General features: G+C 68.2%; 24 protein-coding genes. 6 read left to right on the top strand and 18 right to left on the bottom strand.

Going from position 1 to position 21479, the window contains the following annotated elements; translation table 11 throughout:
* Nucleotides 1–88: 88 nt before the first annotated feature.
* The 11 genes from NJQ98_RS05210 to NJQ98_RS05160 form a co-directional block, all read right to left on the bottom strand.
* Nucleotides 89–1870 (bottom strand): Na(+)/H(+) antiporter subunit D, encoded by a 1782-nt coding sequence (locus NJQ98_RS05210; RefSeq protein ID WP_262176530.1) that lies wholly within the window; start codon nucleotides 1868–1870, stop codon nucleotides 89–91.
* A complete protein-coding gene (locus tag NJQ98_RS05205) occupies nucleotides 1870–3579 on the bottom strand; it encodes a cation:proton antiporter (protein WP_262176527.1) in 1710 nt (569 codons plus the stop codon). The genes NJQ98_RS05210 and NJQ98_RS05205 overlap by 1 nt, the downstream gene beginning before the upstream one ends.
* Complete coding sequence (locus tag NJQ98_RS05200) at nucleotides 3576–5081, bottom strand: monovalent cation/H+ antiporter subunit D family protein (protein WP_262176524.1); 1506 nt, start codon at nucleotides 5079–5081, stop codon at nucleotides 3576–3578. Before NJQ98_RS05200 ends, NJQ98_RS05205 begins: the two co-directional genes overlap by 4 nt.
* Nucleotides 5074–5448: a cation:proton antiporter subunit C gene (locus tag NJQ98_RS05195; RefSeq protein ID WP_262176522.1), complete on the bottom strand. Its 375-nt coding sequence runs from the start codon at nucleotides 5446–5448 to the stop codon at nucleotides 5074–5076. Before NJQ98_RS05195 ends, NJQ98_RS05200 begins: the two co-directional genes overlap by 8 nt.
* Complete coding sequence (locus NJQ98_RS05190) at nucleotides 5445–5915, bottom strand: Na(+)/H(+) antiporter subunit B (protein ID WP_262176519.1); 471 nt, start codon at nucleotides 5913–5915, stop codon at nucleotides 5445–5447. Before NJQ98_RS05190 ends, NJQ98_RS05195 begins: the two co-directional genes overlap by 4 nt.
* Nucleotides 5912–6451, bottom strand: a complete 540-nt coding sequence (locus NJQ98_RS05185) for a DUF4040 domain-containing protein (RefSeq protein WP_262176516.1) — start codon at nucleotides 6449–6451, stop codon at nucleotides 5912–5914. The genes NJQ98_RS05190 and NJQ98_RS05185 overlap by 4 nt, the downstream gene beginning before the upstream one ends.
* The gene (mnhG, locus tag NJQ98_RS05180; protein ID WP_262176513.1) at nucleotides 6448–6765 is read right to left on the bottom strand and encodes a monovalent cation/H(+) antiporter subunit G; all 318 of its coding nucleotides are present in this window, start codon (nucleotides 6763–6765) and stop codon (nucleotides 6448–6450) included. The genes NJQ98_RS05185 and mnhG overlap by 4 nt, the downstream gene beginning before the upstream one ends.
* Complete coding sequence (locus NJQ98_RS05175; RefSeq protein WP_262176509.1) at nucleotides 6762–7037, bottom strand: cation:proton antiporter; 276 nt, start codon at nucleotides 7035–7037, stop codon at nucleotides 6762–6764. The genes mnhG and NJQ98_RS05175 overlap by 4 nt, the downstream gene beginning before the upstream one ends.
* Nucleotides 7030–8028 (bottom strand): monovalent cation/H+ antiporter subunit E, encoded by a 999-nt coding sequence (locus NJQ98_RS05170; protein ID WP_407045720.1) that lies wholly within the window; start codon nucleotides 8026–8028, stop codon nucleotides 7030–7032. The genes NJQ98_RS05175 and NJQ98_RS05170 overlap by 8 nt, the downstream gene beginning before the upstream one ends.
* Nucleotides 8029–8168: 140 nt before the next feature.
* Nucleotides 8169–9347, bottom strand: coding sequence for a bifunctional phosphopantothenoylcysteine decarboxylase/phosphopantothenate--cysteine ligase CoaBC (gene coaBC / locus NJQ98_RS05165; protein ID WP_262176502.1), 1179 nt, complete (start codon nucleotides 9345–9347; stop codon nucleotides 8169–8171).
* A 228-nt stretch (nucleotides 9348–9575) separates the two neighbouring features.
* On the bottom strand, nucleotides 9576–10307 hold the full coding sequence (locus NJQ98_RS05160) for an NAD(P)/FAD-dependent oxidoreductase (RefSeq protein ID WP_262176499.1): 732 nt from the start codon (nucleotides 10305–10307) through the stop codon (nucleotides 9576–9578).
* A 154-nt stretch (nucleotides 10308–10461) separates the two neighbouring features.
* On the opposite strand from NJQ98_RS05160, the gene pan1 reads away from it, so the two are divergent.
* Both pan1 and NJQ98_RS05150 read left to right on the top strand, forming a co-directional pair.
* Nucleotides 10462–11676 carry a proteasome-activating nucleotidase Pan1 gene (gene pan1, locus NJQ98_RS05155; protein WP_262176495.1) on the top strand — a complete coding sequence of 405 codons (1215 nt, stop codon included), beginning with the start codon at nucleotides 10462–10464 and terminating at the stop codon, nucleotides 11674–11676.
* Nucleotides 11677–11733: 57 nt separating this feature from the next.
* Entirely contained in the window at nucleotides 11734–12363 is a 630-nt protein-coding gene (locus NJQ98_RS05150) for a DUF420 domain-containing protein (RefSeq protein ID WP_262176491.1), read from the top strand.
* Between the two features lie 8 nt (nucleotides 12364–12371).
* On the opposite strand, the gene NJQ98_RS05145 is transcribed toward NJQ98_RS05150, so the two are convergent.
* The 5 genes from NJQ98_RS05145 to NJQ98_RS05125 all read right to left on the bottom strand — a co-directional run bounded on the left by NJQ98_RS05145 (nucleotide 12372) and on the right by NJQ98_RS05125 (nucleotide 16544).
* Nucleotides 12372–13112, bottom strand: a complete 741-nt coding sequence (locus tag NJQ98_RS05145; protein ID WP_262176488.1) for an ABC transporter permease — start codon at nucleotides 13110–13112, stop codon at nucleotides 12372–12374.
* Nucleotides 13109–14047 (bottom strand): ABC transporter ATP-binding protein, encoded by a 939-nt coding sequence (locus NJQ98_RS05140; protein ID WP_262176483.1) that lies wholly within the window; start codon nucleotides 14045–14047, stop codon nucleotides 13109–13111. Before NJQ98_RS05140 ends, NJQ98_RS05145 begins: the two co-directional genes overlap by 4 nt.
* Before the next feature lie 49 nt (nucleotides 14048–14096).
* On the bottom strand, nucleotides 14097–14327 hold the full coding sequence (locus tag NJQ98_RS05135; protein ID WP_262176480.1) for an Rdx family protein: 231 nt from the start codon (nucleotides 14325–14327) through the stop codon (nucleotides 14097–14099).
* A 118-nt stretch (nucleotides 14328–14445) separates the two neighbouring features.
* Nucleotides 14446–15144, bottom strand: coding sequence for a DUF7546 family protein (locus tag NJQ98_RS05130; protein WP_262176477.1), 699 nt, complete (start codon nucleotides 15142–15144; stop codon nucleotides 14446–14448).
* Nucleotides 15141–16544 (bottom strand): heme o synthase, encoded by a 1404-nt coding sequence (locus NJQ98_RS05125; protein WP_262176473.1) that lies wholly within the window; start codon nucleotides 16542–16544, stop codon nucleotides 15141–15143. Before NJQ98_RS05125 ends, NJQ98_RS05130 begins: the two co-directional genes overlap by 4 nt.
* 152 nt (nucleotides 16545–16696) lie before the next feature.
* Between NJQ98_RS05125 and coxB the strand changes: the two genes are divergently transcribed.
* Nucleotides 16697–17539 (top strand): cytochrome c oxidase subunit II, encoded by an 843-nt coding sequence (gene coxB / locus NJQ98_RS05120; RefSeq protein ID WP_262176470.1) that lies wholly within the window; start codon nucleotides 16697–16699, stop codon nucleotides 17537–17539.
* Nucleotides 17540–18011: 472 nt separating this feature from the next.
* Here coxB and NJQ98_RS05115 read toward each other — a convergent pair whose 3' ends face one another.
* Nucleotides 18012–18740, bottom strand: a complete 729-nt coding sequence (locus NJQ98_RS05115) for a CAP domain-containing protein (RefSeq protein WP_262176466.1) — start codon at nucleotides 18738–18740, stop codon at nucleotides 18012–18014.
* A 92-nt stretch (nucleotides 18741–18832) separates the two neighbouring features.
* Between NJQ98_RS05115 and srp19 the strand changes: the two genes are divergently transcribed.
* The 3 genes from srp19 to NJQ98_RS05100 are packed head-to-tail and all read left to right on the top strand — an operon-like array spanning nucleotide 18833 to nucleotide 20412.
* Nucleotides 18833–19111: a signal recognition particle subunit SRP19 gene (gene srp19 / locus NJQ98_RS05110; protein ID WP_262176464.1), complete on the top strand. Its 279-nt coding sequence runs from the start codon at nucleotides 18833–18835 to the stop codon at nucleotides 19109–19111.
* Complete coding sequence (locus NJQ98_RS05105) at nucleotides 19108–19335, top strand: H/ACA ribonucleoprotein complex subunit GAR1 (protein ID WP_262176461.1); 228 nt, start codon at nucleotides 19108–19110, stop codon at nucleotides 19333–19335. The genes srp19 and NJQ98_RS05105 overlap by 4 nt, the downstream gene beginning before the upstream one ends.
* A gap of 51 nt (nucleotides 19336–19386) precedes the next feature.
* The gene (locus tag NJQ98_RS05100; protein ID WP_262176457.1) at nucleotides 19387–20412 is read left to right on the top strand and encodes a presenilin family intramembrane aspartyl protease PSH; all 1026 of its coding nucleotides are present in this window, start codon (nucleotides 19387–19389) and stop codon (nucleotides 20410–20412) included.
* Here NJQ98_RS05100 and NJQ98_RS05095 read toward each other — a convergent pair.
* Nucleotides 20409–21404 carry an ornithine cyclodeaminase family protein gene (locus tag NJQ98_RS05095; protein ID WP_262176454.1) on the bottom strand — a complete coding sequence of 332 codons (996 nt, stop codon included), beginning with the start codon at nucleotides 21402–21404 and terminating at the stop codon, nucleotides 20409–20411. The two genes, NJQ98_RS05100 and NJQ98_RS05095, sit on opposite strands and share 4 nt — an antisense overlap.
* Between the last annotated feature and the right edge of the window lie 75 nt (nucleotides 21405–21479).

Below are 21479 nucleotides of genomic sequence, written 5' to 3'. Positions count from 1 at the left end.
TCCCCAGTCGTGTCCTTGGGCGATGCTTCGGGACAGGAGCGTATAAAGGTACAGTACTAATTATCCGCTGTGAGAACACCCTTAGTGGTCAGGCTAGCAGAAGTAAAGCCACTGTCACGAAGACCGCGAGTACGAGGACACTGACGCCGATACCCGCCCGAAGCGGGTGTGAGCTGTCGGTCTCGACGAGTCCCTCGTAGATGCTATCAGGATTTGCAACCGAGCTGACCACACTGTGTGCACCGGCGACGGCCAGGCGGTCGGCGGCAGCGTACAGCTCGGTAACGCCGACGACCAGACCGCGGGTCCCGTAGAACACGGCCGGGTTCGTGAGGGTATCTATGTCGGGGACGCGACCGAGTTTCGAGAGGGGCTTTTTCGTGAGCGCGAAGCCGATGAGCCCGGCGACTGCGAGGACGAGCCCCTCGACGATGTGCTCGACCGTGTAGGTGTGATAGACGTGCGAGACGGGGGGCTTGCTGGTCACGTCGAAGGGGAGCAGCGCGAACAGCGCCCCGTCGAAGACGCCGTAGAACACACAGAGAGCGGCGATGCCGACCATCGCGACGGCCTGACCGCTGTTCGCGTCCGCGACGTCCCCGTCGTACTCCCCGTGGAAGAAGGCGTAGTAGCCGAACTTGATGAACGACATGAAGGTGCCGACGCCGCCGATGTAAAGCAGCCACTCCAGCGTCGTCAGCCCGCCGACGTGAATCGGGCCGTGAGGGAAGTCGTAGTGGCTCGCCGCGATGACGATGCCCTTCGAGACGAACCCGTTGAAGCCGGGGAAGCCGGCGATAGACAGCGCCGCGACGGTAAACGCACCGGCGGTAATCGGCATCTGTCGGGCCAGCCCGCCCAGTTTCTTCAGGTTCTCCTCGCCGGTACGGTAGACGACGACGCCGGCGGTCATGAACAGCAGCCCCTTGTAGAGGATGTGGTTGAACACGTGGGCGAACGCGCCGGCCTGTGACAGGGCCGACCCGATGCCGACGCCGGCTATCATGTAGCCGACCTGGGACTGGATGTGATAGGAGAGCAGCCGCCGCATGTCGTTCTGGAACAGCGCGAAGGTCGCGCCGAAGACGGCCATCCCGCCGCCCATGTAGGCGATGGCGACGTGGCCGTCCGGGAACGCCCGGTACATCCCGTAGACGCCGGTCTTCGTGGTGAACACGCATAGGAAGACGCTGGCGGCGATGTGTGGCCGGGGGTAGGTGTCGGGCAGCCAGGCGTGCAGGCCGATGAAGCCGACGTTGACGCCGATGCCGACGGCGGCCAGCGCCGCCGGGAGCCCCGGGGCGATACCCGCCGCCTCGGGTCCGCCGGGGACCGACCCGAACAGGAAGGTGCCCTTGATAGCGTAGTTCTGGAGGATGGCGGCCATCAGAAGCGTTCCGCCGATGCCGTGGAAGATAGCGTAGCGGAAGCCGGCCCGAATCGCCGCCCCGCGGTAGTGCCAGACAAGCAGCGTGCTCGTGACGGCCATCAGCTCCCAGAAGAAGAGCAGCGTCAGCCAGTCGCCGGCAAAGACCGCGCCGAAGCTTGTGGCGACGTAGGAGTAGGCGAAGGCGGTCTGGACGCTCTCGGCCTCGCTTGCGTACGAGTACAGCACTGCCGCCACGCCGATAATCCCGAAGATGATGCCCATCAGCCGGGAGAAGTCGTCGACGTTCAACAGGACGGCGTCGAAGCCCAGGAACGTCGTCCGGAGGAAGGCCCCGGAGGGGACGACCCACGCCCAAGCCAACGCGGCCCCCGAAGCGACGATGCCGAGCGCGTGGCCGACCTTTCGGGGTAGGACGCCGATGAGGACGGCGACGGCCAGCAGGACGACGACGGGCGGCACGGTCGTGAGGGGTCCCGCCATCAGCCCATCACCCCCGGCAGGCCGCCGACGACCGCCTCGACGATGCGGAGGAACACCGCCAGTCGCGGCGCGATACCGAGCGCCAGCGAGAGTGTCGCCGCCGTCAGGATGGGACCGAGCATGAACCAGGTGCTCTCCCCGCCCCGCCAGCCACGGTGGTCCCAGCCGCCCGCCGGCGGTCCGCCGTGGTGTTCGTGGTCCTCGTCGAACTTCCCGAGGTGGTCGACGTGTGCGGGGTCGGGCACCGACTCGTCAGCGTCGTCAGTTTCGACCGCGCCATCGGCGTCCGGAACCGGGTCCTCGCGGCCCTCACCGCCGTCGGGCCGCACCGCTTCGCTCCCGCCCAGCAGGCCGCTGATGAGCGGCTTCTCGTCGTGGTGGTCCGGTGTCTCGAAGTACGCCTGGTAGACGATGGGCCAGAAGTAGGCGATGTTGAGGATGCCGGAGACGAGCAGCGCGGCGGCGAAGACCGTCTGTCCGCCCTCCAGCGCCCCGATGACGAGATACCACTTGCTGACGAAGCCGGCGACGAGCGGGATGCCGGCCATCCCCGCCGCGGCGACGGCGAAGGCGGCCATCGTCAGCGGCATCCGTCGCCCGATACCGGCCATGTCGCTGATGTCGTCGGTGTGCGTCTCGACGTGGATGGCTCCAGCACAGAAGAACAGGGTGAGCTTCATGAACGCGTGAGCGGGGATGTGGAGGAGCCCGCCGATGAGGGCGTTCCCCTCGAGGAGTGCGAGCCCCAGCACGATGTAGGAGAGCTGGCTGATGGTGGAGTAGGCCAGCCGGCGCTTGAGGTTGTCCTGGCGCAGGGCGATGACGCTGGCGGCGAGCAGCGTGAAGGCGGCGACGGCGGCCAATGGGAGGGCGACGCCGAGTTCGCGCATCAGGTCGGTCCCGAAGACGTCTAGCACCAGACGGGCGATACCGAACACGCCGCTCTTGACGACCGCGACGGCGTGTAGCAGCCCCGACACCGGCGTCGGCGCGACCATCGCGTCGGGCAGCCAGGAGTGGGCCGGCATCAGCGCAGCCTTCACGCCGAAGCCGGCCGCCAGCAGTGCGAACGCGGCCTTCGCGAGCGTCGGGTCGGCCGTCGCCAGGCCCGCGATACCCCCCGGAGTGAAGGCCGTCGTCCCGGTCAGGAAGTAGACCAGCAGGGTCCCGCCGAGGACGGCGACGCCGCCGCCGAAGGTGTAGGTGAGGTACTTCCGGCCGGCGGCGCGGGCCTCGTCGGTCTCGTCGTGAGTAACGAGCGGGTACGTCGAGACCGTCAGCAGTTCGTAGAAGACGAAGAGCGTGAGGAGATTGGCGCCGAAGGCCACGCCGATGGCCGTGGAGACACTCGCCGCGAACGAGGCGAAATATCTGGTCTGGGCGTGTTCGCTCAGCCCGCGCATGTAGCCGATGGAGTAGAAGCTGGTGACGACCCACAGCAGGCTCGCGAGCAGGCCAAAGAGGACGCCGAGCGCGTCGGCTCGCAAACCGATCGAAAGCCCGGCGCCGAAGTCGGCAATCTCGGTGACGTAGACGGTCCCCGACAGCACGCCCGGCACCATGCTACCGACGATGGCGAGCTTGGACCCGGCCACGAGGAGCGTGACGCCCTCGCGGACGTTGGGGCGGGATTTCAGCGAGAGGATGACGGGGATAGCCAGCGCGCTCACGAGTACGGCGGCCAGTGGTCGGATGGATGGTTCTATCATTGTAGGAGTGGCGGCAGGGTTTCAGTTAGCAGCTGTTCGAGCGCCGGGACGGCGGCGGTCAGCGCGACCGCGAGGACTGCCGCGACGACAACCACGGCGAGCATCCCGGTCGAGACGCCCCTGTCGGGCTGTGAGTCCGGCGCGGATTCCGCACCACCGTCGGCCACGGCCCCCTCCTCGCGGATGGTCGGCTCGGCGAAGTAGAGCCGCTCGCCAAGGCGAGCGAAGTAGGCGAGTGTCAGCAGCGTACTGAGCAGGAGGACGGCGACGACCGGCCACAGCTCGGCCTCGACGGCGCCCACGAGGATGTACCACTTGCCGACGAACCCGATAGCCGGGGGGACGCCGACCATCCCCAGCGCGAGGACGGTGAAGGCGCCGGCGGCGAGCGGCGTCCGGGTGCCCATCCCGGCGTACCCGCCGATGGTCGTGGCGCCGGTCTCGCGTTCGATGATGCCGCTGGCGGCGAAGAGGCCGCCCTTCATCACCGCGTGTCCCACGAGGTGGACCGTCGCGCCGACGACGGCGATGGGCGTCCCGACGGCGAAGCCGGCGATGACGAGGCCGAACTGCGACACCGAGGAGTACGCCAGCATCCGCTGGACGCTGGACTGGGAGACCGCAAGCGCCGAGCCGGCGACGATGCTGACCGACGCGACGGCGAGGAGGGCCCACCGCGCGGCGGGGACCGCCGTCAGGAACTCGACGGTGAAGACCGAGAACAGCAGGCGAGCGAGCGCGTAGGCCGACACCGTCGAGACGAGTGCCGAGATGAACGCGCTGACGCTGTCGGGGGAGTTCGCGTACGCGTCGGGCTGCCACGTGTGGAGGGGGAACAGCGCGACCTTGACCGCGAGCCCCCCGACCATCAGCCCGAAGGCGGTCAGGACGAGCGTCGAGTCGTAGCCGTAGGCCGCCAGCTTCGCGCTCATGTCCGCCATGTTGAGCGTCCCGGTCGCCGCCAGCGCGTAGCCGACGCCCAGCAGGTACAGCGACGCGCCGACGGTCCCGAGGATGAGGTACTTCAGGGCCGCGACGGCCGCGCTGGCCTCGCGGCCGCTGGCGACGAGCCCGTACGCCGCGAGGCCCGTAATCTCCAGGAACACGTAGAGGTTGAACACGTCGCCGGTCACCGTCATCCCGGTGAGGCCGGTGACCAGCAGGAGAAACTGGCTGTAGAACGTGTTCTCGTGTGGCCCGGCGCGGCGGGCGTAGGCGAGGACGCCGAGCGAGACGGCACTGACGAGTGCGACGACGGCCACGGAGAGGCCGTCGACGGCGAGTTCGATGCCGTACGGCAGCGCGAACCCGCCGACGGCGTAGCTGACGACGCCGCCGGTCCACACCTCGCGAACGAGCAGGCCCGCGAGCGCGGCGTGGCCGAGCATCGTGACGGCGGCTATCGGCCAGCCGGCGCGGTCGGTGTAGAGGCTCGCGACGAGCGGGACGGCGGCGCCGACTATCGGTACGACCACCAGCAGGACGGGGAGATGGTCAATCATAGTATAGCTCCTCCAGCGTCTCTTCGTCGAGTGTTCCGTACTCCGAGTAGATGCGAACGATGAGCGCGAGCGCCACCGCGGTGAGGGCCACCCCGACGACGATGGCGGTCAGGATGAGCACGTGTGGCAGCGGGCTCACGTAGGGGCCGCCGCCGTCGGTCACGACCGGCGGGTTCCCCCCGGTGCGGTAGGCCAGCGTGACGAAAAACAGGAAGATGCCCGTCTGGAAGATGTTCATCCCGATGACCTTCTTCACGAGGTTGGGCGACTCGATGAGGGTGTACAGCCCGATACCCAGCAACAGCACGACGGCGTAGTAGTTGTATCGGCTCGTCAGCAGGTCCAGTTGCAGTGGGTCTGCCGTCATCGTTCCTCCTCCGTGTCCGTGACGTGGCCGAACCCGGCCGCCAGCAGGAAGAAGAGCCCGATGGCGACGCTTGCCACGATGCCGCCGATGCCGAGTTCGACCAGTTCGATGCCGTACTTGCTGGCGTGGTGGAGATAAGGCTCGTAGAGGTGGTACTCGAGGAAGTTCCCCCCCAGTGCCATCGCGCCCAGTCCGATACCGGCGAAGAGGAGGACGCCGCCCGAGGCGAGCGCCGCGACGATACGGATGTCGAGCCACTGGCGGGTGGAGTCGATGCCGAAGGCGAACGCGAGCATCATCACGACGGAGCCGGCGATGACGCCGCCCTGGAACCCGCCGCCGGGCGTGTCCGCGCCGTGGAACATGATGAACAGCGCGAAGGTGAGGACGAAGGGCGCGACGACCCGGACCGTCGTCATGATGATGGTCGACTCGACGTACAGCCCCGGCGGGTCGTCAGCGCTCATGCGAACACCTCCCGGCGCAGCACGGAGAGAGCGACGACGCCGGCCGAGAAGACGACGACGGCCTCGCCCAGCGTGTCGAAGCCCCGGTAGGCCGCGAGCACCGCCGTCACCGCGTTGTGGACCTGGGTCTCCTTGTAGGCGTTCGCCAGGTAGTACTGGGTTATCTCGCCGCCGACGACGGGCGCGGTCGGGTCGCCGATGGCCGGCAGCGACGGCACCGTCGCCCCCATCACGAGGACGAACGCGCCGACGAGGGCCACCGTCCGCCAGCGGACCGACTCCAGGAGGCTATCGGCGTCGGGCGTGACCGTGTTGGCGAGCGCCAGCAGGAACAGGATGGTCATGATACCGGCGCCGACGGCGGCCTCCGTCAGCCCCACGTCGGGGGCCTGGAGGACGAGCCAGATGATGGATATCCCCAGGCTGTAGGCGGCGAACGCGATGACCGACGCCAGCGTGTCCTTGAGCAGGGCCGCGCCGAGGGCACAGCCGACGACGAACACGAGCAAAGCGCCCTGAAGGGCGGTCAGACTCATCGCTCGCCCTCCTCGTCGGTCGTCCACGGTTCGATGCCCTGGTCCTCCGCGGCCCGGGCGATGGCGTGGGCCGCCGTCGGGTTCGTGAGGAACATGAACACGACCAGGAGGACGGCCTTGATGGTCGAGAGTCCGCTCTCCAGAGCCAGGGCGACGGCCGCGATGGTCAGCACCGCCCCGAGCGTGTCGCTTTTCGATGCCGCGTGGGCGCGCGTGTAGATATCCGGCATCCTGACGATGCCGATGGCGGCGACGGCGCCGAAGAAGGCCCCCAGCGCGGCGAGGGCGACGATGGCCCACTCGACGGGCGTCATAGCACACCCCCGTGTTCGACGTTGAACTTCGAGAATGCTATCGAGAGCAGGAAGTTCAACAGGGCATAGACGAGCGCCACGTCGAGGAAGGTAGACTCCTCGAAGGCGGCGGCCACGAGCGCGATGGCTATCACGGTGTTCGTCCCGGCGACGTTGACGGCGATGACCCGGTCGTGGATTGTCGGGCCGGCGAACACCCGGTAGAGGGCGACGACGCCGAAACTGACGAAGGCCGCGGCGACAGCGAGCAAGGCGGTGGCGAACTCAACCATCGCTGTGCCCCCCGTCGTCCCCGCGCTCGCGGGGCGTGGCGATGGCCGCGGCATCGCGGCCGTAGAAGACGAACCGCACGGCCCGCTCCAGGCCGCCGTCGAAGAGGTCTTCGCGTGCGCCTGCGGTCAGCGAGTGAATGGCGAAGGCGCGGTCGGAGACGCTGACGGTCAGCGTCCCCGGCGTGAGCGTGATGCTGTTTGCCAGCGTCGTGACGGCGGTGTCGCCCCAGACGGCCGGTCGAAGCTCGACCACTTCCGGGTCGATTGGGAGGGACGGGTGCAACACGACGTAGGCGATTTGGAGGTTTGCCACGGCGATTTCCTTCATGAGATACGGCGCGTAGATGAGCATTCTGACGGTCTGTTTGCCGATTCGTGTGAAGGACGGTTGGTCGCTGAAGGCAACCGGGGCCAGCAGGACGGCGACCAGGGTCGCCGTGAGAGCACCGGTGGCGAAGTCGAGCGGTTTCCACGAGGAAAGCAGCATATAGAACAGAAACGAGGCCCCGAACACGGTGAGGTACTTCGGGAGCGAGGCCGCACGGGCCACGACCGTCCGCTCGGTCGGCCGTTCGACGGGCGCCTCCTCTATCTCGATATCGCTGCGGGCGAGTTCGATAGTGAGCGGCCGGAGCATCGGCGCCGCGCCGGCCGGGCTGTACTCGGGGTCCAACACGATTCGGTCGATGCCTTGCTCGTCGGCGTACTCCAGCAACACGTCGGCGTAGTCGCCGGGACTGAACAGATACTGGTCGGCGCCGATGACATCGGTGACGAGCGTCAGGTTCGCGGGCCGTTCCCCGCCCGTGTCCTCGTCGACCCAGGCCTCGACGCGGTCGAGCAGTTCGCTTGCGGCGGCCAGTTCCTCCGGGGCGTCGGGGTCGACCGCCCGGGTGGAAGCGACATCGACGACGTGGAGTTCGACTGGCCGGTCGGCGGCCGCGTCGGTAGCCACGTCGACGGCGTACGCGACGGTGTTACGGACCGTCACGGAGTCGGCGACGGGCACCAGCAGACGAAGGGCGTCGGAAGTAGTCACGATAGTTTGTGAGAGTGTTGTCTCCGTGTGTCTAAGAGGCGCTACGGTCGTTACCGGAAGCGAGCGTCGGGATACGCAAAACTATTTCGCAATCACTCGGTGACCGATGGGTGTTCGCCCAGTTTCCCGGCCAGTTTCTTGGCGACGGCGAGTCCGAGGCCGCCCTTGTCGCCGGTGTACTCGTCGTGGGCATCGCCCTCGACGAGGAGCGCTCTCGTCTCCGCCTCGCCCATCACGCTGGCGTCGTTGGCGACGACGAAAGCGAGGTCGACGCGCTCGATGAGGTTGCGGGCCCGGGCCACCAGCCCCTCGTCACCGCCCGCCGACTCCACTTTGAAGCCGACGATTGGCAGGTCCGGATGGTCGGCCCGGACGGTATCGATGAGCTTCGGCGTCGGTTCGAGTTCGATGGTCAGCCGCTCCTGGCCGCTGCGTATCTTCTCGTCGGCGGCCTCGACGGTGTAATCGGAGATGGCGGCGGCGGAGACGAGCGCGTCCGCCTCGGCGGCGACCTCGGCGACGGCGGCGGTCATCTCCGCGGCCGACTCGACGCCCTCGACGGTCGCGTAGGGAACGTCCCCGCCGTCGTGGACGAGGGTCACCTCGGCCCCGAGGACGTGGCAGGCCCGCGCGACTGCCCGGCCGGTCCGGCCCGAGGCGCGGTTCGAGAGGGTCCGTACCGGGTCGACCGACTCCGTGGTCGCCCCGGCGGTGACGACGACGTGACGGCCCGCGAGTGGCTGGTCGCCCGCCGCCCGGGCGACCGCCGTCACGATAGCGTCCGCGGTCGCTATCTTGGCTTTCCCCTCCTCGATGCGAGGGTCCACGAAGTCGACGCCCCAGGACTCGACCCGTTCGATTGCGTCGATGACGCCGGGGTGGTCGTACATCGGTTCGTGCATCGCCGGCGCGACCACGACCGGGAGGCCCGCTCCGAGCGCCGTCGTCGCCGCCGTCGTCACCGGCGTGTCGTCGACGGCGGCGGCGACTTTCCCGACGGTGTTCGCGGTCGCCGGCGCGAGCAAGAGCACGTCGCCCCAGCCGTCGACCCCACACAGCTCGACGTGTTCGACCCGGCCCGTGAGCTCGGTCACCACGTCAGCGTCGGTAGCGAATTCGACCGCCCACGGGTGGACGATACCCGTCGCGCTGTCGGTCATGACCGCCCGGACCGCGGCCCCCTGGCGGCGTAGCTCGTGGGCCAGTTCCACCGTCTTGACCGCCGCGATGGAGCCCGAGACCCCGAGAACGACGTTGACTCCCTCCAGCATGCCCCTCACTTGACCGTCACGGCCTAAAAGTCCGACCGTCTCGGCGACGGTCCCGGTCGCCAGTCCGTGACGGGTCCCGGTTCGCTTCGAGGCGGCTCACTTCGTTCCGGTATCACGCTCTGCCCTCCGGCTCCCGTCGTGCCTCTACGGCTCACTACGCTCGCCGTTTCATCCGAGGCGCGTAGCACCTCGCGGTCGCCGGTTCGCTTCGAGGCGCGTAGCGCCTCGCTACTCCTCGTCGACGCTGGGATGCATCGTCGGTTCGGCCGGGTGTGGTTCGGCAAACGCCTCGCGCATCCGTTCGAGGGACTCGGACTCCCGCCGCTCGCGTTCGGCGTCGTCGATTTCCTCACAGCCCGGCGGCACCTCGCGGCCCCGCTCGGTAAAGTAGCCCTCGGGGACCGTCCAGTCGTGGTAGAACTTCGCGTCGCTGTCCTCGACGACGGCGAGACCGACCTGGGACCCGTGGCCGGCGGCGACGACGGTCTGGTGGTGCTTTTCGGCCAGGCGGCCCGCCGCGTACAGCCCGTCGACCGAGGTCGAGCCGAACTCGTCGACGCCGACGAAGGTCTTGGAGCCGCGGTCGAGAAAGTCCACGTCCAGCCCCTCGAGATACGTCGCGTCGGACCACGAGGCTGCGACGACGTAGTCCGCCTCGTAGCTGTCGCCGTCGGCGGCCAGCAGTTCGAAGCCGTCCCCGTCGCGGGTGACGCGCTGGATTCGCCCGTCGGCGACCTCGACGCCGGCCTCGCCGGCCTGTTCTTCGAGCAGGTCGAGGAGGAGCCGGGGGTTGACGCCGGCCGGGAAGCCGGGGTAGTTCTCCAGGTGCGCGTTGCGCCGGAGTATCGACTCGCCGGCAGAGACGACGGTCGTTTCGAGGCCGGCCCGGGCGGTGAACAGCGCCGCCGAGAGCCCCGCGACGCCGCCCCCGACGACAACCACCGAGGTCTGTGATGCCATGAGGGGCCGTAGCGCACGCCCCGACAGAAGGCTGCCGATTCATCACGGCTCAGCTTGAGTTGCCGTGTTCGACTGTTTCCGGCCCGCTACGTCCGATTTCGGTATGTGGCACGACCCGAAGCCTCTTAATGATTCACCCACTAATAGGGGCATAATGACCGACACCGTCGACGAGGTGGACCTGCCGTACGACGAGGGCGCCTCCATGCAACAGAAGATAGAGTCGTTACAGGAACGGCTGGAGGTGCTCGAATCGCAGAACGAGGAGATGCGTGACAAGCTGCTCGACGCCAACGCCGAGAACAACAAGTACCAACAGAAGCTCGAACGGCTGACCCACGAGAACAAGAAGCTCAAGCAGTCGCCGCTGTTCGTGGCCACGGTCCAGGAGCTCAACGACGACGGTGCCATCATCAAGCAACACGGCAACAACCAGGAGGCCCTGACGGAGGTCACCGACGAGATGCGCGAGGACCTCGCGCCCGACGACCGCGTCGCCGTCAACAACTCGCTGTCCATCGTCAAACAGCTCGACGACGAGACGGACGTTCGCGCACGCGTGATGCAGGTCGACAAGTCCCCCGACGTCACCTTCGCCGACATCGGCGGCATCCAAGAGCAGATGGAGGAGGTCCGCGAGACCGTCGAGATGCCCCTCACCAGCCCGGGGATGTTCGAGGACGTGGGCATCGAGCCGCCCAGCGGCGTCCTGCTGCACGGCCCGCCCGGCACCGGCAAGACGATGCTCGCGAAGGCCGTCGCCAACGAGACCGACGCCACCTTCATCAAGATGGCCGGCTCCGAGCTGGTCCACAAGTTCATCGGCGAGGGCGCCAAGCTCGTTCGCGACCTCTTCGAACTGGCCCGCCAGGAGGAGCCCGCAGTCGTCTTCATCGACGAGATAGACGCCATCGCCGCCAAGCGAACGGACTCCAAGACCTCCGGCGACGCGGAGGTCCAGCGGACGATGATGCAGCTGCTCTCGGAGATGGACGGCTTCGACGACCGCGGCGACATCCGAATCATCGCGGCCACGAACCGCTTCGACATGCTCGACCGCGCCATCCTGCGCCCGGGCCGGTTCGACCGCCTCATCGAGGTGCCCAACCCCAACGCCGAGGGCCGCGAGCAGATATTCCAGATTCACACCCGCAGCATGAACGTCGCCGACGACGTCGAGTTCGCCGACCTCGCCGCCGAAATCGAGGACGCCTCCGGCGCGGACATCAAGGCCATCTGTACCGAGGCCGGGATGTTCGCCATCCGCGACGACCGGACGGAGGTCCGGATGTCGGACTTCCACGACGCCTGGGAGAAGATTCAGCAGGACGAGACCGAAGACGAGGACGTCTCGAAGACGTTCGCCTAGGCCCGGTTTCGACTCCCGTTCCAGAACACGGAAACCCCTCGAATTCTCAGGTCAGGTATGGCCGTCGCAGACAGACTCCAGTCACACGCGAGAGCCTCCCCGCGCCGTGTCACCGCCGTGTTATCGCTCGTCGGTTACGTCCTCGTCTTCGGGACCTTCGGGGGCGCCTTCCCGTTCCCGTCGATAAGCAACGAGACCGTCATCCTGCTGTCCGACGCCATCGCCGTGGTCAACACGCTGGCGCTTGGCTGTATACTCGCCGGCGTCTACTTCATCAAGACCGACCAGGTCCGCAGACACCGCGCCGCGATGCTTTCGGCGTTTGCCCTCATCGTCCTCTTTCTCGTGTTGTACCTCCTGAAAGTGGGCGGGGGGTTCGAGAAGTCGATTCTGGTCGAGGGGGCCGTCTACTACGCCTACCTCGTGATGCTCGCGGTCCACATCCTGCTGTCGGCCGTCTCCGTCCCGGTCGTCGTCCACGCCGTCGTCCTGGGCCTGTCACACACGCCCAGCGAACTCAGGGAGACGGCCCACGCGAGAGTCGGCCGCATCGCCGTCGCCGCGTGGGGGCTCTCGCTCTTTCTCGGCATCGTCACCTACGTGATGCTGAACCACATCTACATGTGGGAGCCACGCGGCGAGGCGGCGCTGCTCCTGGCGCTCGTCGGGCCGAAGCTGAAGCGGTAGTCGACGGCTCAGTCCGTCCGGGGCAACAGCGCCGCGCCGACGACGAATCCGACGACGGCACAGACTGAAAGCACCGCCAGCGGCACGACGGCTTCGCCGCCCCCGGTGCTGATAGCCCGCACGCCCCGTGAGAAGTAGGTCAGCGGCGAGAGCCACGTGGGGAACCACGCCGGGAGCAGTTCCGGCGGGACGAACGTCTCCGAGAGGAAGAGAAGCGGGAGCGCGATACCGTTGCTCGCGGAGATGACGCCGTCCTGGGAGCTCGCGAGGCTACCCAGCATCGCGCCGACGCCACAGAACAGCGCGACCCCAAGCACGACGAAGGGGAGCAAGAGCGGCGAGACGGCGATGTCGGCCCCGGTCAGGACGACCATCAGGCCGAGCAGGAACAGTCCGGCCAGCCCGATGACGACGGTGTTGACGAGCGTCTGGGCCAGCAGCCACTCGGGCCGGGTCAGCGGCGTGGTCGCCAGCTTCTCGAAGCGGTTGCCGTCGCGGTGGCGGGCGACCTCGCTGCCCACTCGCGAGAGCGGCGTAAAGAGGACGACCACCGCCAGATAGCCCGGCACGTAGTAGGCCGGCTCGCGGGTGAACAGCCCGCCGCCGCCGGGCCTGGTCTGGACCAGCACGCCGAAGATGACGACGATGATGAGCGGGAAGAAGAACGTGAAGAAGACGGCGGTCCGGCGGCGCAGGAACGCGCGGCTCGCGGCCCGCGACTCCGAGCGGAGCCGGCCGAGGCGGCTCATCGGGCACCCCCCGCCGGGACGGTCCCCGTCGGCTCGCCGGAGCGGCCGACCCCGGTCCCCGTGAGTTCGAGGTAGACGTCTTCGAGGTCCGGCTGTTTCCAGGTCAGGCTGTCGTAGGGCAGCCCGGCCGCGTCGAGCGCGTCGACGACGCCCCCGATGGACTCGGGACGGACGCCGTAGACGACGAGGCGCCCGTTGCGGACGGTCATCCGGGCCGGATAGTCGACGGCGTCGACGGCGTTGGCCTCGAACTCCCCGTCGACGAGTAGCTGGCTGTCACCGCCGTGGTCGGCCACCAGCGCCTCGGGGGCGTCGAGCGCGACGAGCCGCCCGTCGGCCAACAGCCCGACGCGGTCGGCGAGCCGCTGGGCCTCCTCCATGTAGTGGGTCGTCACGACGATGGTGACGCCGCGGTCGGCCAGCCCTTCCAGCAGCTCCCACAGCGCCTGTCGGCCGGCGGGGTCGATACCGGTCGTCGGCTCGTCGAGGACGAGCAGGTCCGGGTCGTTGATGAGCGCCGTCGCCACGCAGGTCCGGCGCTGCTGGCCCCCCGAGAGGTTCTCGTAGTGGGTGTCGGCGGTGTCGGAGAGGCCCACGTCGGCGAGCACGTCCTCGACGGGGCGGGTTTCGTCGTAGAGCCCGGCGTAGTAGGCGACCAGTTCGCGGGCGGTCAGTCGCTCGTGTGGGGTAAACGACTGGGGGAGCAGGCCGATTCGGTCACGGTCGACCGTCGTCGGCGACCGGCCGAACAGCTCGACGCGCCCCTCCGCCTCGGTGGTGCCGGTCAGCGCCCGGACGAGCGTCGTCTTGCCGGCCCCGTTCGGGCCGACCAGCGCGAGCACCTCGCCCGCCGTCGCCGACAGCGACACGCCGTCCAGCGCGACGGTGTCGCCGTAGCTGCGGTGGACCTCCTCGGCGAGGAGTACTTCTGTCATACTGGTGGCTGGGAATCGGGCCCCGAAAGCCGTTCCGTTCTCCGGGCGGCTACAGCCGCTTGCGGACCGCCCGAACGATAGCGTCGACGTCGTACTCGTCCTCGCTCTTCTCGTAGACCGGGTCGCCGTCGACGGTCACGCGGAAGACGCCGTGGTCGCCCATCACGAGACTCACTCGGTCGAGGTCACTCTCCAGGGCCGTCAGGATAGCCCGTTCCACGTCCAGCGCCCGCTCGCGGAACCCGCACGGAACGCAGTACTCGATTTCGACGGTGGTCATGGCCACCGGTAGGCCGCCGGGGGTGACAAACCCATCGACGTACCCCAGTCCGACGGGCGGTGGTCGTCCGCTCCCGCAGGTGGTGGACTGCAGGCGACGCCGCCTGGACCGGCGGTAGTCACCGCGCCATCGTACGGCGTAGCCAGCCGACAGCGGTGATATCGAACCGGTGGACGGCGTACAGTAGCCCCACGGACGCCAGGAAGACGACCGTCGAGAGGCCGTAGGACTGGGCGATAGCGGCCTGGTACAGCGTCCCGCCGGCGCCGATGGCCCCGCCGACCACGGAGGCGACGATGGGCAGCACGCAACTGACACAGGAGAACAGCCCGACCACGCCGCCCGCGAGCCCGCCGCTGGCGTCGACGACGGTGACGTAGACCAGATACGAGAGCGCGAGGTAGCCCGCCACCTTCCAGGGGGTGACCACGACGCCGAGGACCGCCCCGCTGTAGACGACCGAGGGCGCAAAGCCCGGCGGGGCGGCGAGGACGACGCGGAGCCCCGTTCCCGCTCCGCCGAGTCCGAAGACGCCGCCGACGTAGCCAAGCAGGAGGGCGTAGCCCAGCGCGACGGCCCCGGCTACGGCCCGCCGGCGGGAGGACGCGGGCGTCGGTCGGACGTATAGGAACACCAAGCCGGCGACGTTGAGCCAGACGAACGGGAACGAAAGCAGGAACGGGTCCGTCGCGGCGCCGGGGAGCAAGAAGAGATACAGCAACACCAACAGGAGCTCCGTGTTCAGGATGACGGCCCACAGCGCGAGAGAGCGCCCCTCCGGGACCAGCCCGCGCCGGTCCGATTCGAGCGCGCTCATAGGGCGAGCGAGTCGACGACGACTGCCACCAGCAGGAGCCCCAGGTAGGCGTTCGAGGCGTGGAAGGCCCGGAACGCCGACGCCTCGGTCTGCTCGTGGTGCAGCCGGACGACCGTCCAGAGGAATACCCCGCCGACCACGGCGGAGGTGAGCGCGTACAGCCACCCCAGCGAGGTCAGCGCCGCGAGCACGCCCGAACTCACGAGCGTCGCACCGAGGTAGTAGACGATGTGCTTGCGGGTCTCGGTCTCGCCCCGAACCACGGGCATCATCGGGAACCCGCCTGCCTCGTAGTCGTCCTTGTACGCCAGGGCGAGGTTGTAGAAGTGCGCGGGCGTCCACAGGAAGATGACGCCGGCAAGCGCCAGCCCCGGAAGGCCGATGCTCCCCTCGACTGCGGCCCAGCCGATGAGCGCCGGCAGCGAGCCTGCGACCCCGCCGATGACGGTGTTCTGGACGGTGTTGGGTTTCAACACGAGCGTGTAGATGACGCTGTAGAAGAGGATGGCCGCCAGCCCCAGCGCGGCCGCGAGGGCGTTGACCTGCCAGAACAGCACCAGAGCGGCAGCCGCGAGGGCGACGCCGAAGGCCATCGCGTTGGCCACCGGAATCTGGTGGGTGGCGATGGGTCGGTCCGAGGTCCGGTCCATCCGCTTGTCGATGTCGCGCTCCAGGACATGGTTGAACGTGCCGGAGGCGCCGATGGAGAGGACACCGCCGCCCAGTGTCAGCAGGACGGTCCGGGTGGTGAGGTCGGGACCGGCCGCGGCCGCAAGCGCCATCCCGGCGGCGGCGACCAGACACAGCAGCCACATCAGCCGCGGTTTCATCAGCCGGAAGTACGCCCCGAGGGTGCCGAGGACGCGCTGTTTCGTCGAGAGCGATGCGTGGGGCGGCGGCGAGTCCGTCCCGTCCTCGTCGGGAATCGGCGCCGGCGAGGGGTCGTCGACCGGGTCTTCGTCGTCGCTCCCCGTCTCGAACTCCAGGTGCCACGCGAGCGCGACCACGAACGAGGCGAAGATAGCCATCCCGACGCCGAGATGCGCGCCGGGGAGGGCGGCCACGCTGGCGGTAGCGACGAACGCGCCCAGCGCTATCTGGACCGGGTACAGCGCGATACCGACGAGCAGGGCGGCCTTGACCCGCCGGCGCGTCGCCGTCCGCAGCCCCAGTACGACCGTCCCCAGCGCGAGCAGCCCGACGAGCGCCGCGGTCAGTCGGTGCCCGCGCGCTATCAGCAGGTCGGGGTCGGCGAGCGTCACTGGTCCCTGGCACAGGGGCCAGGTGCTACAGGCGGCGACGGCGTCGGTGATGGCCGCCGTCGCACCCGCGATGACCAGCAGATAGACGCCCACCGCCGTCGCGGCCAGCAGCCCGGTGAATGTCCGGCTCTCTGCCATTGTCCCATCCTTTGGGTACGGACACTTAGACTCCCCGCTTTTTCCCGTTCCCCGGGAACGGCGGTCCCGTATCGTCCGGTAGGTGCGACCGGACCGCTCGGACCCCAGAGCGAGACAGCAGTTATTTATCCCCGAAATCCTAAGCCGCGCACATGACTCGGAGACGCGCCGGTCTGGTCGCGCTGTTCGGCGCCGCGTTGCTCGCGTTCGTCGCCGAACCCGTCGCCGCACAGCCATCGGCCTCCACGACGGTCGAGCAGATATGGGACCTCAACATGAACCTGCTCGCCGTGGCCATCCCAATCACCCTGCTGGTCGAGGGAATCCTCGTCTACACCGTCTGGCGGTTCCGAAACAAGGAGGAGGCGCTGCCGACGATGGAGAACCGACGCCTCGAGATAACATGGACGATTGCGACGGCCGTCATCCTGCTTTTCGTCGGCATCGCGTCCTACCAGGTGATGGCCAGCCCGTTCGTGACGGCCGAATCGACCAACCAGGCACAGCTGCAGACTGAGGAAGTCGAACACATCCAGGTCGAGGCGTACCGCTACGGCTGGACGTTCTACTACAACGGGTCGAGCTTCGACCAGGGGGCCGACGTGTCCTCGACCGGAACGCTCCGATTGCCGGCCGAACAGGAAGTGAACTTGCGGGTCACCTCGAACGACTGGCTCCACGCGTTCCACGTGCCCAGCCTCGGCCTGAAAGCCGACGCCTTCCCGGGCCAGTACAACCGCCTCCGGACCGTGCCGACCGAGACGGGGACCTACCAGCTATACTGTGCTGAGTACTGCGGTTCGGGCCACTCCCAGATGCTTGGTACCGTCCAGGTGATGCCACAGGACGAGTACAACCAGTGGCTCCAGGACCAGCAGTCGAGTGACAGCAGCGGAAACGAAACGAGCAACGCCGCCGACAACAGCACGTCGGGCAACGCGACGGCGACGCCCGCCGGTACCCCGACGCCCAGCGCGACCGCGACCTCGGCCTGATTGTCGTCAGTATTTTTCGCTACGAGTCTGTGCGTCAGTGTGACCAGCAGTGCGACCGTTGTGGGGATGGGCACACTGTCGGTAACGGCTCTACCGCCGGTATGGACGCCCTAACTCACCGTCGGAGACGGCAGCACGTTCGGCGAGGACGGGGTCAGCCGCGAGAAGGTGACGGCGTTCGCTGGACATACGACCCACAGCCGACGACGGAGATTCGGCGGGGCGACCCCAACAGTCGGCACACGCGACGGTGACGTGTAGGACCAGGCCGACGGCCGCTGGCCGGTTCCCGAGCGCTCGGGGCGTCGACGCGCTCCGGTGTCCCGAGCCAGTCTCCCTGTGACAGGCACCCGATTAGTGGTGAGAAAGCGCCCTGCGATGGCGACCGCTCCGGGTGGCAATCGAACTGTCGACGACCAACTGACTGGGCGATGTCGTCTCACAGGTCCGTCGAAAACGGCGATAGCGCTACCTAACAGACGTTGACGGTCGCGTAGACGGTCCCGGTTCGGGTGATGCTGACTCCGGCACCGATTCGTTCGGCGTTCTCGTAGAACAGCCGCTGGCGTTGGGTCGAGAGCCACTCCTCGGTCAGTGCGTTGGCGACGGCCGTGTCGTTTTCGTTGAACTTCTGGGTCCCGTTATCGGGGTACTCCTGGCCGGCGTAGGTCTGCCCGACGACCTCCAGAGCGTTGTTATCGGCATCTTGGATATAGCTTGCTACCTGGAACTGACAGGTCTCGTAGAGGTTGTTTTGTCTGTACCGGTCGGCGCTGGTGGTCCCGTCGATAGTGTGTCTGGCTACGCCGGCCTCCGCCATGGCGGCGCTATGACCGCTCGCCATCGCCCGGACGTTCTCGGCCGTTGTGCCTGTCGTGGATAGCGGTTCTAACCCCTCGGCTTCGCGGGCGTCGTTGATGTTCTCGATGATAGCGACGCTGATGTTTCGCTCGTTGAACTCGCGTGCCGGAATCGGCTCTGGCCCGTCGTCCGACGGCTCCGTCGGCGTCGCCGTCGGAGTCGCGGTGGCCGGCGCGTCGCCCTCCGCCGGCGTGGCGGTGGCCTGTGGCCCCGACTCGGTGGCCGTTTCGGCGGGCCCGCCCCCGCCGAGGCCCCCAATCTGCGTACCGACCAAGACGCCGGTGCCGAACACGGCAAACAGCACGATTGCGGCGAGACTGAGGACGGCTTTGTTGACCATATAGCCGGCAGTAGTATGCACAATCATGTAAGTGTGTATCCTCGCGGGAACCGTCGGAAAAGCACATAAGTCAGGGGTGGCGACTGTCCGACATGGTTGAGAACGTCATCTGGCCGGTCGCGTTCGACGCGGACCGCTCGCGCAGCGAGGGGCGCCGCGTCCCGACAGACCTGGCGGTGACAGAGCCGACGGTCGACGAGATAGCGAAAGCGGTCCAGCAGGTGGGCTACGACGCCGTCATCGAGCGGGACAAGACGTATCCCCGCGAGCGCGAACAGCGCGGGCGCGTCGTCGTCAAGGACGCCGACGACGCCACGAAGACGGATTTGCTGGGCGCCGTCGCCGCCTACATGCAGGTGCTGCGCGAATGAGACGCGTCGGGTCCGTCGAACGCCTCGCACAGGGGTTGGCCGTGGTCCGGGCGGCCGACGGGACCTACGCGGACATCGGCGCGTCGCTGGTCGACGACGAGCTCACGTCGGTCGGTGAGGTCGTCGACGTGTTCGGACCCGTCGAGCGGCCGTACATGGCCGTCTCGCCGGCGAGCGGCGTCCACCTCCCGGCGCTGCTGGGGGCGCCGCTGTACGCCCGGTGAGCCGCCGCGTGACTCCGTAACGCTGAAACCCGGTCCTGTGTGACGGAAGACATGGACAGTCGCTGGCGTGCCGTCGCCGGGTGTACGCTCATCGGTCTCATCTTCCTGTTCGTCCAGGTCGGCGCGCTCGCGCTGGTCGAGCCGTTCAAAAGCGCCGGCTACCAGGCCGTCGAGGACCCGTCGGACCCGACGAACAGCGTCGTCTACGTCGGGGCCATCCTCCTGGCCACGGCCGGGATGTTGCTCGCCTTCAGATACGACGCCGAGCAGCTGATTCGGGGCGTCATCGTCTTTTCGAGCGCGTGGCTCTCGCTGTACATCTTCCGCCTGGTCGTGCCGCCGCTGCTCGTGGTCGGCGGGTTCAACGTCGTCGCGCTCGCTCTGGCGACACTGCTTGGCGTCGGGCTGCTCGTCTACCCCGAGTGGTACGTCATCGACACCGCCGGGGCGATGATGGGGGCTGCCGCGGCCGGCCTCTTCGGTATCAGCTTCGGGGTGCTCCCCGCGCTGCTGTTGCTTTCGGTGCTGGCCGTCTACGACGCCATCAGCGTCTACGGCACCGAACACATGCTGACCCTCGCCTCGGGAGTCATGGACCTCAGGGTCCCCGTGGTGCTCGTGATTCCGCTGTCGCTGTCGTACTCGTTTCTCGACGCGACGACGCCGGACCCGGCCGCCGAGGAGGCGGAGACGAACGACGACGCGGTGGCAGCAGAGGCTGTCGACGACAGCGAGACGGAGCGGGAGGGCGACGACGAGATTGACCAGGGGCCCCTGGAGCGGGACGCGCTGTTCATCGGCCTGGGCGACGCCATCATCCCGGCCATCCTGGTCGCCAGCGCCGCCTTCTTCGCGCCCGCGGGCGTCCGGACGGTACTGGGAATCCCGCTCCCGGCGGTGACGGCCATGGTCGGGACCTTCCTCGGCCTCGCGGTGTTGCTCTGGCTGGTCCTCAAGGGGCGGGCCCACGCGGGGCTGCCGCTGTTGAACGGCGGGTCCATCGCGGGCTACCTGCTGGGCGCGGTAGTGGCCGGTATCGGCCTCGTCGAGGCGCTCGGCCTGGCGCCGTACGTCTAGCGGTCCATCGCTTCGCTGGCGGGCGCGAAGTCTATCTCCTCGCCCACGTCCTCCTCGACGGCACGGTCGTACAGCATCTTCGCGGCAGCCACGGTCTCGATGGCGGTGCCCCCCGAGTCGAATACCGTGATGTCTTCCGGCGACTCCCGTCCCGGGGCGTCGCCGACGAGCACCTCGCCGAGCTCGCCGTGGATGTGGTCCTCGTCGACGACGCCCTCGTCCATGGCGTGGATGAACGACCCGGCGTCCTGTGTGACGCGGGCCCGGAGGTCGGGGACGTACTTCGCGCGCTCAATGGTCGCGGCGTCGAGTTCGCGCTTCTCCGGGTGGTACTGTCCCATCGCGGTGACGTGGGTCCCCGGGTCGAGCATCTCGCCGTCGAAGACGGGGTCGGCGGCGTTGGTCGCCGTGATGACCACGTCGGCGCCCTCGACCGCGGCGGCCGAGGAGGCGACCGCGGCGACCGTGGCGTCGAGGGTCTCGTTCATCTCGGCGGCGAACTCCTGGCGGTTGGACTGTGTGGGCGAGTACACCTCGACGCGGTCGAAGTCCCGCACCGTCGCGGTCGCCCGGAGCTGGCCGCGGGCCTGGGTGCCGCTGCCGATTATGGCGAGGTCCGAGGCGTCGACCGGCGCCAGTGCGTCCACGCCGACGGCGCCGGCCGCGCCCGTCTTGTGGGGGTTCATGCTCGCGCCGTCGAGCAGCGCCAGCGGGGCGCCCGAATCGGCGTCGAAGAGCGGCAGGGCGAAATGTGCGTCCCGCTCGCCGAAGCCGGCGGCGTAGGTGTACCCGCCCATAGCGCCCGTCTCCGGGAGGACGGCGAGGTAACCGGTCAGCATTCCGGCCGGCGCGTCGTTGAACAGCGTCGTCCGGGGTTCCGCGGGGGCGCCGTGGCCGCGTTCACGGTAGCCCGCACGGACCGGGTCGACGTACTCCGTTGGGTGAGCTAGCTCGGATATCTCGGCGCTCGAAAGAAACAGGGCGGTCGACATGCCCGACCGTAGGCGGGACTACTCCTTAATGGCGATGGGCGAACGGAGAACAGCGCGTCGGCGTTCGGGGGGACG

Origin of the sequence: Haloarcula laminariae (assembly GCF_025457605.1) — an archaeon.
GTDB lineage: Archaea > Halobacteriota > Halobacteria > Halobacteriales > Haloarculaceae > Haloarcula > Haloarcula laminariae.
This window is presented reverse-complemented; position numbering and strand designations above follow the sequence as displayed.

Coding starts and splice junctions, on each gene's coding strand:
- NJQ98_RS05135 (WP_262176480.1), bottom strand. CDS start 14,327: ATGACCACCGTCGAAATCGAGTACTGCGTTCCGTGCGGGTTCCGCGAG.
- NJQ98_RS05205 (WP_262176527.1), bottom strand. CDS start 3,579: ATGATAGAACCATCCATCCGACCACTGGCCGCCGTACTCGTGAGCGCG.
- coaBC (WP_262176502.1), bottom strand. CDS start 9,347: ATGCTGGAGGGAGTCAACGTCGTTCTCGGGGTCTCGGGCTCCATCGCG.
- NJQ98_RS05185 (WP_262176516.1), bottom strand. CDS start 6,451: ATGAGTCTGACCGCCCTTCAGGGCGCTTTGCTCGTGTTCGTCGTCGGC.
- NJQ98_RS05095 (WP_262176454.1), bottom strand. CDS start 21,404: ATGTCGACCGCCCTGTTTCTTTCGAGCGCCGAGATATCCGAGCTAGCT.
- NJQ98_RS05150 (WP_262176491.1), top strand. CDS start 11,734: ATGGCCGTCGCAGACAGACTCCAGTCACACGCGAGAGCCTCCCCGCGC.
- coxB (WP_262176470.1), top strand. CDS start 16,697: ATGACTCGGAGACGCGCCGGTCTGGTCGCGCTGTTCGGCGCCGCGTTG.
- NJQ98_RS05195 (WP_262176522.1), bottom strand. CDS start 5,448: ATGACGGCAGACCCACTGCAACTGGACCTGCTGACGAGCCGATACAAC.
- NJQ98_RS05115 (WP_262176466.1), bottom strand. CDS start 18,740: ATGGTCAACAAAGCCGTCCTCAGTCTCGCCGCAATCGTGCTGTTTGCC.
- NJQ98_RS05125 (WP_262176473.1), bottom strand. CDS start 16,544: ATGGCAGAGAGCCGGACATTCACCGGGCTGCTGGCCGCGACGGCGGTG.
- NJQ98_RS05160 (WP_262176499.1), bottom strand. CDS start 10,307: ATGGCATCACAGACCTCGGTGGTTGTCGTCGGGGGCGGCGTCGCGGGG.
- NJQ98_RS05140 (WP_262176483.1), bottom strand. CDS start 14,047: ATGACAGAAGTACTCCTCGCCGAGGAGGTCCACCGCAGCTACGGCGAC.
- NJQ98_RS05105 (WP_262176461.1), top strand. CDS start 19,108: ATGAGACGCGTCGGGTCCGTCGAACGCCTCGCACAGGGGTTGGCCGTG.
- NJQ98_RS05130 (WP_262176477.1), bottom strand. CDS start 15,144: ATGAGCGCGCTCGAATCGGACCGGCGCGGGCTGGTCCCGGAGGGGCGC.
- NJQ98_RS05210 (WP_262176530.1), bottom strand. CDS start 1,870: ATGGCGGGACCCCTCACGACCGTGCCGCCCGTCGTCGTCCTGCTGGCC.
- srp19 (WP_262176464.1), top strand. CDS start 18,833: ATGGTTGAGAACGTCATCTGGCCGGTCGCGTTCGACGCGGACCGCTCG.
- pan1 (WP_262176495.1), top strand. CDS start 10,462: ATGACCGACACCGTCGACGAGGTGGACCTGCCGTACGACGAGGGCGCC.
- NJQ98_RS05190 (WP_262176519.1), bottom strand. CDS start 5,915: ATGAGCGCTGACGACCCGCCGGGGCTGTACGTCGAGTCGACCATCATC.
- NJQ98_RS05145 (WP_262176488.1), bottom strand. CDS start 13,112: ATGAGCCGCCTCGGCCGGCTCCGCTCGGAGTCGCGGGCCGCGAGCCGC.
- NJQ98_RS05175 (WP_262176509.1), bottom strand. CDS start 7,037: ATGGTTGAGTTCGCCACCGCCTTGCTCGCTGTCGCCGCGGCCTTCGTC.
- mnhG (WP_262176513.1), bottom strand. CDS start 6,765: ATGACGCCCGTCGAGTGGGCCATCGTCGCCCTCGCCGCGCTGGGGGCC.
- NJQ98_RS05200 (WP_262176524.1), bottom strand. CDS start 5,081: ATGATTGACCATCTCCCCGTCCTGCTGGTGGTCGTACCGATAGTCGGC.
- NJQ98_RS05100 (WP_262176457.1), top strand. CDS start 19,387: ATGGACAGTCGCTGGCGTGCCGTCGCCGGGTGTACGCTCATCGGTCTC.